This window comes from Salinispira sp., assembly GCF_059431795.1.
In genome coordinates this window covers 23,556-37,029 of the sequence record NZ_JBXWXS010000033.1, presented here as the reverse complement: position 1 = coordinate 37,029, position 13,474 = coordinate 23,556, and the positions used below count along the sequence as shown (strand labels likewise).

Here is a 13,474-nt window from a genome sequence, read left to right as displayed (position 1 = left end):
GCTACCCTCCGAAGTTCTCTTTCAATTCCTGTCGGACGTTATCAATCACTTGCTGATACTGGCCGTCGAGATGTTCAAGGTTTGCCTGCAGGGCTTTGTTGAACTCAGGATCCATTTCCGGACGAATGGACATCCGCTGTCCGGTCTGCCGGGCCATCTGTTCTTCCTTCTGCTTCAAATGATCAGCAAATCGATCTTTCAAGGCGTCAAGTAGACGATCCTTATCGCTGAGATAATTCTGATAAAAATCTTTCAGCTGTTCGGGAACTCCGGCCATGGTTTTGTTGCCGGGAAACAAAAATGTAAGAGCGGATGCGATAATATCGATATCATCGAGACTCTGATCGGTTGAAGGGAGGGTGATGCGAGCAAGCACCGAGTCCATGAGGCCTGAAAGCACATCTTTGCGCTCTTTCTTCCCGTAACTCTTCAGCTCCTGTTCAACCTTTTCCCGGTTTCCGTTCTCCAATTCAGCCATGAGACGCATTCCCGCCTCCCGGTGTTCCCTGGCCTTCAGCGAGCTGCTGTCTGCCTTGATATCTTCCGTTCTCTCCAGAGCAAGTTCCAGAGCACTTTTTATGTATCCCATATCTTTTCCTCCTGTGGGTTGATTACCCGGTGTACCCGTTGATCATCCCGGTCCTGGGGAAGTGCGGGGAGAATTTGACAGGAAAAACAGAGAGCTACACTGAACATCTCCCGGTGACTTTCCAAAAATTGGTCGTAAAATCCGCCTCCGCGGCCCAGTCTGTCACCCCCGGGGGTAAACCCAAGCCCGGGTACGATGACAAGACAATCGCTCTGCCGATAATCCGGCATGGATTCTATGGGGCTTGAGTCCTGAATCCGGGGTACAGGTATATTATACGCATCAGGCTCCAGTTCATCCATGCTCAAATTCTTCCATTCATGGAACCTGAGCACGTCTCCTCCCAGAGTCCAAGCAGAGTGGACTCCCTCTTCCGGCGGTTCTACCCGGGGAAGGAATACGGTTTTTCCCTCCCGATTTGCCTGGCTCAGCAGGGACAGAATGGGTACTTCTTCCTCCATGGGAAAGTATGCCAGAATGTACCCGGCGTTTCGCCATTCCGGGAGAGTCAGTATCCGGGCGCACACGGATTCAGATTCAGCCCTTCGCCGTGCTGGCGTCATATTGCCAATAGCTTCCCGGATTTCCTTTCTCATGCGCGCTTTTTCTTTCATAAGAGCCCTGCCTTCAGGATCAGTTCTGCTCATGTCAAATCTCCCGGGTGTAGGAGCGTATCAGCTGGTCGGATTTTTTCAGACTGTTCCGGTACCATTGATGGCGGATTTGCTCAAGCTCCTGTTCGTCAGGTTCTATGGCGATCTGAGCATTCCGTAACCGTCTGTCCAGGGACTGGAGGCTGATTGCCGCGGAAACGGAGATGTTAAAGCTTTCCACAAATCCATGCATGGGTATCCGGATAAATTCATCCGCAAGTTCCATGGCGGTTTCGCTTAAACCGTTGAGCTCGGTACCGAACATCAGCGCCATTGGACCTTTTTCAATGGGGAGATCTTCCAAAAGGCAGTCCCGGCTGTGGGGGGCTGTGGCAATGATTCTGTATCCCTGCTTCTTCAGCTCCCGAATTGCATCGGGAGTATTGTTTTCCTTCCCCCGATAATGATGAAGGCTGAGCCACTGGGCGGTGCCCAGCTCCACGTCTGGATTAATCCGGTAGCTGTTTCTGTTCTCCACTATGTGGACATGCTGAACCCCGAATGCGTCGCAGCTGCGCAGCACCGCGCTGGCATTATGAGGCTGAAAAATATCTTCAAGCATTACCGTAACATAACGCTGGCGCAGGGCGAGAACCTGATCTATTTTCTCCCCCCGTTCCGGGGTTACGAATCCCTTCAAATAATCGTTCAGGGCTTTTAATTCATGAGTATTCATTTCCTGAATGTTACATGATATAGTGCGGCGATGGCCAGAAAAAAGCGAAGATTTGACGAAATAGAATTGGAACAGGTGAGTGTAAAGGGGCAAAGCCTCTCTGCTCCCCTGGAGAACGGAAAACAGATCCGGGTGGACGGAAATCTGCTCATTCCCGGAGATGTGGCCGACCTGGCCGAACTCAGAAAACGGAAGGGGTTTATCGATGCCCGCCCCCTGAGAATTGTCCGCCGCAGCCCGGAACGGGTTAGCCCCTGGTGTCCCCATTTCGGAATATGCGGAGGCTGCACCTGGCAGCACGCGGATTATCCGGCTCAGCTGCGCTATAAGGATGATATTCTCCGGAAAGCACTCTCCGTGCATGAGGACATTCCGGCTCCCCTGGCACCCACACTGCCCAGCCCCCGGCAAACACGCTACAGAAACAAACTGGAATACAGCTTTTCCCGGCGCAGATGGTTTGAAGACAGCGGTTCGGGAAGCGATTCACGGGCACTCGGTTTTTTTGTTCCCAGACAGAATAACCGGGTGGTAGACATTCATGAATGTTACCACCAGGATGAGGTTTCCGATAGAATCCGTAACCGCTTACGTGAGTTTGCCCTGGAGCGAAATATCAGCTTTCACGATCCCATTGAGCATGCAGGGCTGTTGCGTACCCTGGTAATCCGGACCACATCCACCGGACAAATAATGGTTGCGCTGGTACTGTATGAAGATGATCAGGAGGTTATTCACCACTGTTTGACCATGCTCCAAACCGAGTTCCCGGAAATCCACAGCCTCTATTATATTGTGAACAATAAGATGAACGATGCGTACGGCGACTGTCCGGCTGTTCATTTCGCCGGAGATACGGCTGTCTATGAGCAGCTTGGGCATGTACGGTTCCGGATCGGCCCCCTCTCATTCTTTCAGGTGAACCCCCTTCAGACGGTGGCCCTGTATGAGCTTATCCGGGATTTTGCCGATCTCAGGAGCAGCGAAGTTCTGTATGATCTGTACACCGGCACCGGAAGTATTGCCCTTTTTCTTGCCGAACGGGTGAAGAAAGTGGTGGCTGTGGAATACGTTGACTCGGCGATTGAAGATGCCAGGATCAACGGGAAGCTGAACGGAATTCAGAACGCCCGCTTTTTTGCCGGTGATATGAAAGATGTTCTGAACCGTGAATTTATTGCCCGCAACGGAAAACCTGATGTGCTTATCTGCGATCCCCCGCGGGCAGGGATGCACCCCGATGTTGTTGAGACCATTATCAGCTCCGGTGCTTCCCGGCTGGTGTATGTGAGTTGCAATCCCGTTTCATTGAGCCGGGATCTGCTGAAATTGAGGGAAGCATACACGGTTGTTGCGTACCGGGCGGTTGATATGAGCCCCCAGACACCCCATGTGGAAACGGTGATGCTATTAACGAGAAAGCAGGGAATGTGAATTCCTTGAGTTATTGCTCCACAGGTTCTATAATTTGGATTATCAGGAATGTATTAAAAAATGATTCAGCAGCCAGGCCCCGGTATTTGAGTATTAGCGCGGTAATTCGCATGCCCCATCCCGGGCTGAGGAAAAGAGAATCATTATTCAGGTAAGATTCGAGGTAAAAATATGACGATACGTGCAAGATTAATGATAAGTTTTGTGCTGGTATTGGTTCTGGCAGCATCATTAATTTTCAGCATCTTTTTCATTTCCGATCTCAACAGTAAATCCAGGGCCGATCAGCGGGTGCTGATAGGCCTCCAGGCTCAGATTGATCTTGAAGCCCAAAGTATGCTGAAGATGCTGGCGAATACAATGAGCAGCTATCCCGACGCCTATGAAGAGGCGGTAGCGGAAACCGACGCCCAGCTGGCGAGGGTCGCTGATATACAGTTCATCCGGGGGCTCTCCGATCAAATTGACCGTCAGCTTCTGGAAATCGATAATATCAAGGCGATTATCAGAGCCAACAGTCAGAAAATTCTTTTGGACGCTGAGCAGATCTTTGAGGAGAACGAATTCAACAAGATCAGCGGGTCCAGTTTGTTTTCCTATATTCTCAGGAATCATGAGCGCCTCACCAGCTTCCAGCTTTTTCTGATATCCGAGTTCGCCGGGAAAACGAACCAGTATGTGTTTGGGTATGAGGTTGCCCACGATCAGTTTGCCGAGGTTATAGATTCAATTAACAGTGCGGTAATCAGACGCAGCAGGATCATTACTCTGGTTATGGTGGGGTTCAACGTCCTGCTTCTCCTGGCGGTGCTGGGGGTAACAGCGGGCATTATGTCGGGAATCAGCAAATCCATTAAAGGTCTTGTACAAGCAGTGGAAATTATGACCGACAAGGATCTGAGTCAGGCGGTACCCGTCCGGGGAAGGGATGAAATCACTGTTATCAGCCAGAATCTGGAGAAACTCAGACTCTCTCTTTCCCGCAGACTCTCTGAAGCCCAGCGGATGAGTGTTGAGAGCGTGGATGTGGGACAGGATCTTTCATCCATTACGCAGCAAACCGCAGCGGCGGTTACCGAAATTTCCAGCAATATTACCAGCATGGGTGACCAGGTTGAAAAAATCAGCGCCAGTCTGAACACCTCCGCCGAGAGGAACAACCGGGTTAACAGTGCCATTGCCGAGTTGAACAACGGTTTTCATAAGACCCGGGAGGCATTTACCCTTACCGCCGAATTGATTACCAGCCTGCTGAAATCCTTTAACCGGATTTCTGAAGTTTCCACTACCCGACAGGAGCAGGCCGAACTGCTGAGCCGTCTGAGCAAAGAAAGGATTGCTGAACTGAAGCAGATGGTTGACCAGCTGCAGAAGGTTGAAGACTCCTCCCAGAATATGGAGAAGATTCTCACCGCCATCAATGAAATTGCAGAGCAGACCAGCATTCTTTCCATGAACGCCGCCATACAGGCTGCCCGTGCAGGTGATGCAGGCAAAGGTTTCTCGGTTGTTGCCGATGAAATCCGCGCTCTCGCCATCACAAGCGGAGAGCAGGCTGCGAATATGCGCGATATTATGGTGGGTGTGATCAACTCCCTGAAAAGCGTATCCCGCACATCCCAGACTACAGAAGAGTCCTTTCTTCATTTCCAGGGGGAAATACAGGCCCTTGTTAAGGCCTTCGAGGAGATTGGTGAAAATACTTCCCGAATGACCGGAACCGTGGAAGATGTACGAAGCCATTTGAACGAGGTTGACGATCTCAGCGCCCATTCTGTGGCCCAGTCTGAAGATATCAAGGAGTCTGCATCCGGCGTGGCTCAGGAAATTGAACAGTTGAAGAACCTGGGCTCGGAAATCAGTTACGGGTTCACAGAGATATCCCAATCAGTTGGTGAAATCACCTCTGCCATGACCTCAATTTCCGATTTGAATGTGGGACTGCAGGATAAGGCCACGGGTCTGGATGAGTCAATTTCTTCCTTCGTGCTCCCCGGCAGGGAGGAGTTGTATGATGATGTTCCGTCTCCTGAGCAGGAAAACGCTGCGCAGGATTCCATGGAGCCGGAGCAGGCCCCGGAACAGGCCATGGAGCCGGAGCAGGCCATAGAACCGGAGCAGGCCATGGAGCCAGAATCCTCCGTAATTAACGGTGAGTACTCCGAATTTACCCAGGATCAAGCCGAGACAGGCGCTGAGTCGGATACTATCGACCCGGAATCTCAGTCAGATCCGGCATCGTGGGATGCGGACCTGCAGGAATTGAATGAAGATGCGAATAATGAGGGTGTAAGTCTCGATCCCGAGAACCCGGGCGCGGAACTAAACGACCGGGAACAGAGCCTAACTGATACAGAAGACCAGATCGACGAATTTGATATTGAAGAGCCGGATGACCGCTAAATCTTTCCAAGCCCTGGTACAGAAGGGGCGTACAAACTAAACTGAAACTGCCCCATGGGCGAAAATCATTATTTTGAGGTGTTTTATGCGAATTGTGTCTGGTAAGTCCTTACTTCTGATCCTTGTGTTTTTTCTCACCGCGGGATTCCTTCTCTCCGCCGATCCGGTGGAAGGGTTCTGGAAGAGTGTGGATGAAGAAGGTGAGCCCACCGCTTTTTGGCAGATCTATATTGAAGACGGAATGGCTTTCGGCAGGATTGTGAAGATTATTGGTAAACCCCAGGATTCCATTGCGGATAAGGTTGAAGCAAGTTATCCCGACCATCCTGTGAGCGGTCAGCTTAATACCATGCGGGTTGTGGATGTCCCCTGGATTTATAATCTCGAGCCCCGAAGAAATGAAGGCGAATGGACCCGGGGGCATATAATCGATCCCAATGACGGTAAACGATATGCCCTGGATCTGAACTTCATCCCTTCCGATCACCGGAAAGCGGTTGATGGTCAGGATACCCTGGAAGTGAAGGGCAAGATCCTGATGTTCGCCCGGTCCCAGTACTGGGTTCGCTCCAGCAGTTCGGAAGTTGATTCCTACCAGGAATAAGCGAAGAACGAGCCATGGAAAAATTTCCTCTGTTCCCGGCCGGGGCTCAGATCCCGAACAGGGACCCGTCTGGGCAGCCGTCCGGGGATCCAAGAGGTGTACATGAACAGTGAATCCGGGAACCGGCGAGATGCCAAGCCCCGAAAAAAGAATCCCGATAAAATACCCTTCCAGGTGGAAATTCTCTACCAGGATGACCTGATTATTGTTGTGGATAAGCCCCCGGGCATGTTAGTCCACCCCAATCAATACGACAGAAAAACCCCCGCACTTGTGAACAGTCTCAGCGGAAAGCTGCATGCCAAGGTCTATCCTGTGCACCGCCTGGATAAAGATACCAGCGGGCTGATCGTCTTCAGTCGGGATAAAGCCGCTGCAGCCAAAATGGGGGAGCAGTTCAGCGGATCACAGGTGTTGAAGAAGTATCATGCGGTGGTTTTCGGCAGTCTGGACACGCCGGCTGAAGTGACTGTACCGATCAGACAGGGAGGAAAGGGTGAAAAGCAGCCGGCTCTGAGCCGCATCAGCAGTCTCGCCCGGGGCAGCATTTCCGATATGGCTCTGAGTCTGGTGGAAATCCAATTGGAAACCGGCAGGAATCACCAGGCGCGCATTCACTGCGAAGCGCTTGGCAAACCCATTGCCGGAGACAGGCAGCACGGCTGGAAGGAACCCAATGCCCGGCTTGCTGAAATATTGACCCCCGGCGTCGCGCTCCCCATGTTCCTGCGTTCCATGGAGCTGGGCTTTGAGCATCCTGAAGACGGAAGATCTATGCTCTTTTTCGGCGGATACCCGGGAATATGGACGGCTCTTTTGGGAACTTTGATACCACATCAGCCGTGATACCCAATTTCTGTAGTCGTTTGACCGTATTTTGAATATCTTTTCACAAGACATGTACATAGTTGTAGCGTACAAATCACACTAAATCTTGGACCGGGACACCGCTGCCACAGGCAGGCTGTATCCGGCCGCACAGGAGTTTTCATGGCAATCGTAGAATTACAGGACGTTCACAAGGTGTATCCTCTGGGAAAAACCGAGGTACATGCCGTGCAGGGCGTCAGCTCGAAGATTCAAAAAGGTGACTTCATTTCCATTGCCGGACCTTCCGGTTCGGGAAAGTCCACCATTCTCAACATGCTGGGATGTATCGATGTACCCACCGATGGTTCGGTAATTATTGACGATGTGGATACGAAGGACCTCAGCGACAAGCAGATTACCGAGTTGAGACACAGATTTATCGGGTTTATCTTCCAGAGTTTCAACTTGATACCGGTGCTCAACGTGTACGAAAATATTGAATTTCCCCTGCTTCTGGGAAAGGAAAAAGTATCCAAGGGTGAAAAAAGCGACTGGATAAACTATCTCATAGAAGAGGTGGGACTCAGCGAATGGCGAAATCACCGGCCAAATGAACTGTCCGGAGGTCAGAGACAGCGGGTTGCCATTGCCAGAGCTCTGGTGGCAAAGCCCCAGGTGATTCTGGCCGACGAGCCCACCGCCAACCTGGATTCCAAAACCGGTGAGCAGATCATCGAATTGATGAAGAAGGTGAACCGTGATCAGAAGGCCACCTTTATTTTTTCCACCCATGATCCCACCATCGTTGGAATTGCCGACCATATTATCCGACTTCAGGACGGCAAAATTACTCACGAAGAACGCCGGGAGAGATAAGTATGCCCATTTTAATGCGAATTGCTCTCCGGAATCTCCGGGAGCATAAGGCCAAGACTCTGATAGTGGGAGTGCTGATCGCACTGGGTATTCTGATTCTTACCCTGGGAAACTCAGTGCTTGCAACCGCTGCGGTAGGGATTGAGCGCTCTTTCATTGACAGTTTTACCGGGCATATTCTTGTCCGGGCTGAGGCGGAAAATCCGGTGACAATCGCCGGTGCTCAGGGCTTCAGTTCCGATATTACCGGTCAGACCATTCCCAATTACGACAGGGTCTATGAGCATGTCTCGGGCCTGGATCAGGTGGTTGCGGCGAATCCCCAGATCACCTTCTTCGGGACCATAGACTTCAGCACGGAAGAAAAATCCAAGGCGGCCATCGCCCCGATTTTCGGTGTAGAGCCCGAGAGTTATTTGAATATGTTTCCCGACAGTCTCCAGATTCTGGAGGGACGATTCCTTGAGCCCGGGGAAAGCGGCATTGTGCTTCCTGCGGAAACGGTGAAACAGATCCGGGAAGATCTGGACGAAAACATACAGATAGGCGATGAGGTTAAGGTTCAGGGATTCTCCGGCGGTCCGGGCGGCGGAGGCGGAGGAATCCGAATCCGCCGACTTGAGCTCCTGGGAGTGTATGAATATTTGGTTGATGCGGGGAACACACAGCCCTATGCGTTTATCGATGCATCCACGGTACGTTCCATGGCCGGCATGGTCGTGGGAAGTTCGGATGCGGTGAATATAGATGCCGCGGACAGCAGCCTTTTGGACACGGGAGATGACATGTTCGGTGGGGACGATATGTTCGCCGAAGAGGATCTATTTGCCGACGACGCCCTTTTCTCTTCCGAAGTGGACACTGTTGACACCAGCCTGGATGATAATAACCTCTACGGAATTCTGGGAGACACCAGTGAGCGGGCCATGGCCAGCCGGCCGGACGCAGGTGCCTGGACCTATATTCTCCTTCGTCTTGAGGATGACAGTCAGACAGATAGCACTCTTGCTCAGCTCAACGGGTATTTCCAGGAAGAAGGCTGGGCGGTTGAAGCAGTCGACTGGTCCGAAGCCTCAGGGGGTGTGGCACAGTTTAATCAGGCTTTTCAGGTCTTTTTCTACATAGTTGTGATTATCCTGGCCGTAGTATCGGTAATTATCATTATGAACACCCTGGTCATTTCGGTTATTGAGCGTACCAAAGAGATAGGTACCATGCGCAGCCTGGGTGCCCAGAAAAAAGTGGTCAGAAGAATGTTTATTGCAGAGACCATGAGTATTTCTCTGGTATTCGGGACTCTCGGACTGCTTCTGGGCCTGCTGATTATCTGGATTCTGAACATGGTGGGCATCAGTGCACCCAATCCTTTCTTTGAGGTGCTTTTCGGCGGATCGACTCTCCGGCCAGTCCTGGACAGCGGGGCGATTCTCAGTTCGTATCTGATTATGCTGGGAATCGGTCTCATTTCAAGCTGGTATCCGGTGCGGGTGGCGTTGAAGATTCAGCCCCTGGAAGCTATGCAGGCGGCGTGAGTGCAGCGGCCGAAAAGCCGTGTACAAACCTTGAGGTGGAACAATGAAATACTTGAATATCGCAATACGTAATCTCAGCAGGCAGAAGAAACGAAGCTTGCTTCTGGGAGGAGCCATAGCCTTCGGCATTCTGATGATCACTCTCGTGAATGCATTTACCGCCGGGGCAACCCAGAATGTAAAAGAAAACTTTTCCTACCTGCTTGCAGGACACATTTATATCAGTGAGGAAACCAAGCGGGATGACGGAGAAGTGCTGGATGAATTTCTGGATGACAGCATCGTGCTCCAGGAGCTTGAGAAGCTGGGAGTAGAAGATTCGGACATGGTCAAACGCTCGTCCATGTTTGCCACCATGCTTTTTAACGGCAGACAGACCAGCCAGAGCGTACAGGGTATCCGCTGGGATCAGGAACCGCAGTTGGTGGAGCGGATGAAGCTGGTTGAGGGTTCGGTGGACGAGGCCAGGGAAGATCCCCGGGGACTCATTATCAGCGAACAGGCAGCCGAGAGTCTGAAGGTCCAGCTGGGTGAAGAGATCACCATACGAACCAATACCATTACCGGCCAGCAGAACGTGGGAAGTTTCGTGGTCCGGGCAATTATGACCGACCCGGGAATTCTGGGGTCCCTCTCCAGCTATGCAAATCTTGACCGGGTGAACGAAATGATCAACCTTTCTCCGGGCAGCTATCAGACCCTGAATATTACCCTGGATTCACTGGAACAGGTGGACCCGGTGACCAACCGTCTGTATGCGGCACTGGAGCAGCGTGCCCAGGTTGCTCCCCGTGATGAACGCCAGGGGCTCAATTTGGGTGATCTGTCATTCACCTTTCAGGAAGAGGAAGAGGAGCCTTGGGACGGATCCCGCTTTGTCGTCCAGAATATCAATGACTTCACTTCCCAGATCGACCAGCTTTCCCAGACTCTGAATCTGGTGGGTCTGTGGATCCTTGTTTTACTGATCATAATCACCATGGTAGGGGTAACCAACACCTTCAGAATGATCATGTATGAACGTGTAAAGGAGATCGGCACCATGAGGGCTGTGGGCATGCAGCGCAAAGGAGTAAGGCGAATCTTTCTCTGGGAGGCTGCCAGCCTGGGCACCCTGGGCTATGTAATCGGCCTGATTCTGGCTGTGATTGCCGGCTTTTTCATCGGCTTCATCCAAATACCCCAGGACAGTCCGTTCAGCCTGTTCACCCTGAGCGGGAGTATCACATTTCCCTTTACATTGGGAGCATTGATTTTCAATTATATTTTTGTAACAGGTATGACGGTGATTGCAGCCAGCTTCCCGGCCAATAAGGCGGCGAAAGCCCAGCCGGCAGATGCTCTGCGGTCCTGATCATTATGGAATGCCGGGGTGTTCCCCGGCAGTGCACATGAAGGAGATATTATGAAATTTTCCAATACACAGAAAACCGGCGGAGGGAAAGTCGCCTTGCGACACATGCTTGCGCTTATGATGCTAATGTTTTTCCTGCTGCCCGGGTTACAACTTACAGCCCAGGAGCCTGACGTGGATGCCATTCTTCAGCGGATAGATGAATACGGCACGTTTAATGATGATGATTTTTCCGCCGAATACACCATAGTCAGCGATAAACCCGGTGAAGAGCGGAGTATTTTCAAGTCCAGAATATTCCGCAGAGATTCGGAGGAAAAATTCCTTCTGATAAATCTGGAGCCGGTACTGAGCCGGGGAGAAGGTTTTCTTCAGGTGGAAGACACCGGCTGGTCGTATGACCCCGAGAGCCGGGAATTCGGAATCTTCAACCTCAGTGAAAGCTTTGAGGACAGTGAGGCCCGGAATTCTGACTTCGACGATAACGATTTTTCTGATGAGTACGAGGCGGTAAGCTATGAGTCCGGTACTCTGGGCAAATACGATGTGTATATTCTGGAGTTGGAAGCGAAAACGGATACCGTGGCCTATCCTGCCATTAAAATCTGGGTGCGGCAGGATAACTATCTGCTGCTTAAAGAAGAGGATTACAGCCTTTCCGGCCGTCTCATGCGCACAAGCTATTTTCCCAATTATGCCAGAGCCGGCGGCTACTATATTCCCACCAAGATGCTCTTCGTGGACAATCTGAACCCCGGAGAACGGAGCGAAGTAACTGTGCGTAATATCAGTTTCGACCCTATTCCCGACACAGTTTTCACCAAGGCTTATCTTGAACAGGTGAACAGATGACAAAATTCCCCAATACACACGGCATAAAAAACATAAAGCGTCGGCGGCGCATTTCCGCCGCTTTAGCATTGGTCATGATATTCTATCTCTTGTCCGCTTTTTCCCTCTCCGCACAGGAAGATGGGGTGGACGAAGACGCGCTTTTCGGCGGCAGCAGCGCTTCAGACGAAGGTTCTGCCGAATCCGGATCAGATGAGGGCTCCGGCGGCGTGAATGAAGACGATCTTTTCGGTGGAAGTGAAGATGACATGTTCGGCGGATCGGATGAAAATTCCGGCGGCGAATCAGACGACGGAATGATTGAAGAAATCGGCGAACCCGGCAGCGATGACGGAGATGACAGTCAGGCCTACACCGAATTCCTGACCAGCGAAGTGGTGCAGATCGGCGGTAATCTGTCTTCATCTCTCTCCAATTACTGGAGCTGGAGCCAGTACCCGGGAAGCGACGATGCCCCTGATGATCAGGAGGTAAACGACCAACTGGGTATTAACCTCCGGGGAACGGTGTATCTCAATGCCCGTCCCTCCAAGGATCTGAGGGTGTACATGAAGGTGAAAACCTCCTATCCGTTCACATCTGGCAGCGATGTACTGGCTTCAGCAGAATATGTGGAGGACAATCCGTTAACAGGAGACGAAGATGAGACCGGTGTAGCTACCACTTCAACAACGGTGCTGAGTCCAAACCTGGATATTTTTGAATTCTACTCGGATGTAAACTGGAACCAGCGTCTGTTTTTCCGCTTCGGTAAGCAGACGGTGAACTGGGGGGTGGGCTATTTTTGGAGTCCCGGAGATTTTATCTCCCTGGTGCCCATCGATCCCGACGATCCCGAGGCGGAGCGGGAAGGCCCTGTGGCAATTAAGGCAAGTCTGCCCTTCGGACTGAACATGCTGGACGCCTATCTTATCGGCGATGAGACGGTGCGGGAGTTTTCCGAGCTTGGCGTTGCAGGGAAGGCTTCTCTCTATCTTGCACCGGTGGAAGTTGAGCTGGGGGCGGGGTATCAGAAAGACCGGCCGTTTCGGATCATGAGTACCGTACGCCTGCCGTTGAGAGACCTTACCATTTTCGGTGAAGGGCGGCTGTCCTTCGGCCGGCAGGGAAGCAAGGTGAGCGATCCGGGGGATCTGGACGCCCAACCGGTTCCTGAGCTGCCCGTGTTTGAAGAGGACGATGCCACGTATTTCAGCGGCACCGCAGGGTTTCTATACCTGAAAAGCGACCTGTTTGAAAGCAAAACCGACTTGAATGCCATTGCACAGTACTATTATCAGGGCGAGGGATATGACGGAAGCGAACAGCTCAGAGCGCTTGCCTACGGATTCAGCACCGGTGAGATTCAAAGCGGTCAGCTTGCCAACACCGGCCGGCATTACACCGCCCTTTCTCTGGGATTAAATCAGCTCTTTGTTGAAGATCTGAGCCTTTCCAGTTTCTGGCAGGCCAACTGGTCGGATATGAGCGGGCAGATTAACACATCCCTGAGCTACCGCTTCTTCGACGGGCTTTCTGTGAGCGCCGGAGTGCTTACCGCATACGGGGAAAGCCCCGGCGAATTCGTATCTCTGGGAGCATTTACCCCGGTTCCAGGGGGCGAAGAAGTATCGGTTCCTTCATTCAAGAATCCTTTCGGCGACCTGGCAATCAATGTTACCGTGAACCTGGGCGGCGGGCGATTCTGATCC

12 protein-coding genes are annotated in these 13,474 nt (G+C 51.8%); 9 read left to right on the top strand and 3 right to left on the bottom strand.

The annotated features are described in order from the left end of the window. Window position 1: 1 nt before the first annotated feature. The 3 genes from AC52PS_RS11375 to AC52PS_RS11365 are packed head-to-tail and all read right to left on the bottom strand — an operon-like array spanning window position 2 to window position 1,918. The gene (locus tag AC52PS_RS11375) at window positions 2–589 is read right to left on the bottom strand and encodes a DUF6657 family protein (RefSeq protein ID WP_495563188.1); all 588 of its coding nucleotides are present in this window, start codon (window positions 587–589) and stop codon (window positions 2–4) included. Then, entirely contained in the window at window positions 577–1,236 is a 660-nt protein-coding gene (locus AC52PS_RS11370; protein ID WP_495563187.1) for a 5-formyltetrahydrofolate cyclo-ligase, read from the bottom strand. Before AC52PS_RS11370 ends, AC52PS_RS11375 begins: the two co-directional genes overlap by 13 nt. Before the next feature lies 1 nt (window position 1,237). After that, entirely contained in the window at window positions 1,238–1,918 is a 681-nt protein-coding gene (locus AC52PS_RS11365; protein WP_495563186.1) for a TrmH family RNA methyltransferase, read from the bottom strand. 30 nt (window positions 1,919–1,948) lie between these two features. On the opposite strand from AC52PS_RS11365, the gene rlmD reads away from it, so the two are divergent. The 9 genes from rlmD to AC52PS_RS11320 all read left to right on the top strand — a co-directional run bounded on the left by rlmD (window position 1,949) and on the right by AC52PS_RS11320 (window position 13,471). Beyond that, the gene (gene rlmD / locus AC52PS_RS11360; protein WP_495563185.1) at window positions 1,949–3,352 is read left to right on the top strand and encodes a 23S rRNA (uracil(1939)-C(5))-methyltransferase RlmD; all 1,404 of its coding nucleotides are present in this window, start codon (window positions 1,949–1,951) and stop codon (window positions 3,350–3,352) included. Window positions 3,353–3,523: 171 nt separating this feature from the next. After that, on the top strand, window positions 3,524–5,755 hold the full coding sequence (locus AC52PS_RS11355) for a methyl-accepting chemotaxis protein (RefSeq protein WP_495563184.1): 2,232 nt from the start codon (window positions 3,524–3,526) through the stop codon (window positions 5,753–5,755). Window positions 5,756–5,840: 85 nt separating this feature from the next. Continuing rightward, window positions 5,841–6,359 (top strand): DUF2147 domain-containing protein, encoded by a 519-nt coding sequence (locus AC52PS_RS11350; RefSeq protein WP_495563183.1) that lies wholly within the window; start codon window positions 5,841–5,843, stop codon window positions 6,357–6,359. A gap of 102 nt (window positions 6,360–6,461) precedes the next feature. Continuing rightward, entirely contained in the window at window positions 6,462–7,205 is a 744-nt protein-coding gene (locus AC52PS_RS11345; protein WP_495563182.1) for an RluA family pseudouridine synthase, read from the top strand. Between the two features lie 144 nt (window positions 7,206–7,349). Next, window positions 7,350–8,045, top strand: a complete 696-nt coding sequence (locus AC52PS_RS11340) for an ABC transporter ATP-binding protein (RefSeq protein ID WP_495563181.1) — start codon at window positions 7,350–7,352, stop codon at window positions 8,043–8,045. 2 nt (window positions 8,046–8,047) lie between these two features. Beyond that, window positions 8,048–9,577: an ABC transporter permease gene (locus AC52PS_RS11335; protein ID WP_495563180.1), complete on the top strand. Its 1,530-nt coding sequence runs from the start codon at window positions 8,048–8,050 to the stop codon at window positions 9,575–9,577. 43 nt (window positions 9,578–9,620) lie between these two features. Continuing rightward, window positions 9,621–10,931 carry an ABC transporter permease gene (locus AC52PS_RS11330; RefSeq protein ID WP_495563179.1) on the top strand — a complete coding sequence of 437 codons (1,311 nt, stop codon included), beginning with the start codon at window positions 9,621–9,623 and terminating at the stop codon, window positions 10,929–10,931. Between the two features lie 51 nt (window positions 10,932–10,982). Next, window positions 10,983–11,783 carry an outer membrane lipoprotein-sorting protein gene (locus tag AC52PS_RS11325; protein WP_495563178.1) on the top strand — a complete coding sequence of 267 codons (801 nt, stop codon included), beginning with the start codon at window positions 10,983–10,985 and terminating at the stop codon, window positions 11,781–11,783. Beyond that, a complete protein-coding gene (locus AC52PS_RS11320; RefSeq protein ID WP_495563177.1) occupies window positions 11,780–13,471 on the top strand; it encodes a hypothetical protein in 1,692 nt (563 codons plus the stop codon). Before AC52PS_RS11325 ends, AC52PS_RS11320 begins: the two co-directional genes overlap by 4 nt. The last annotated feature ends 3 nt before the right edge of the window (window positions 13,472–13,474 follow it).

Bases quoted from the DNA above. Each gene is read 5' to 3' on its own strand.
- AC52PS_RS11325 (WP_495563178.1), top strand. From the start codon at position 10,983: ATGAAATTTTCCAATACACAGAAAACCGGCGGAGGGAAAGTCGCCTTG.
- AC52PS_RS11370 (WP_495563187.1), bottom strand. From the start codon at position 1,236: ATGAGCAGAACTGATCCTGAAGGCAGGGCTCTTATGAAAGAAAAAGCG.
- AC52PS_RS11350 (WP_495563183.1), top strand. From the start codon at position 5,841: ATGCGAATTGTGTCTGGTAAGTCCTTACTTCTGATCCTTGTGTTTTTT.
- AC52PS_RS11330 (WP_495563179.1), top strand. From the start codon at position 9,621: ATGAAATACTTGAATATCGCAATACGTAATCTCAGCAGGCAGAAGAAA.
- AC52PS_RS11365 (WP_495563186.1), bottom strand. From the start codon at position 1,918: ATGAATACTCATGAATTAAAAGCCCTGAACGATTATTTGAAGGGATTC.
- AC52PS_RS11345 (WP_495563182.1), top strand. From the start codon at position 6,462: ATGAACAGTGAATCCGGGAACCGGCGAGATGCCAAGCCCCGAAAAAAG.
- rlmD (WP_495563185.1), top strand. From the start codon at position 1,949: ATGGCCAGAAAAAAGCGAAGATTTGACGAAATAGAATTGGAACAGGTG.
- AC52PS_RS11320 (WP_495563177.1), top strand. From the start codon at position 11,780: ATGACAAAATTCCCCAATACACACGGCATAAAAAACATAAAGCGTCGG.
- AC52PS_RS11335 (WP_495563180.1), top strand. From the start codon at position 8,048: ATGCCCATTTTAATGCGAATTGCTCTCCGGAATCTCCGGGAGCATAAG.
- AC52PS_RS11375 (WP_495563188.1), bottom strand. From the start codon at position 589: ATGGGATACATAAAAAGTGCTCTGGAACTTGCTCTGGAGAGAACGGAA.
- AC52PS_RS11355 (WP_495563184.1), top strand. From the start codon at position 3,524: ATGACGATACGTGCAAGATTAATGATAAGTTTTGTGCTGGTATTGGTT.
- AC52PS_RS11340 (WP_495563181.1), top strand. From the start codon at position 7,350: ATGGCAATCGTAGAATTACAGGACGTTCACAAGGTGTATCCTCTGGGA.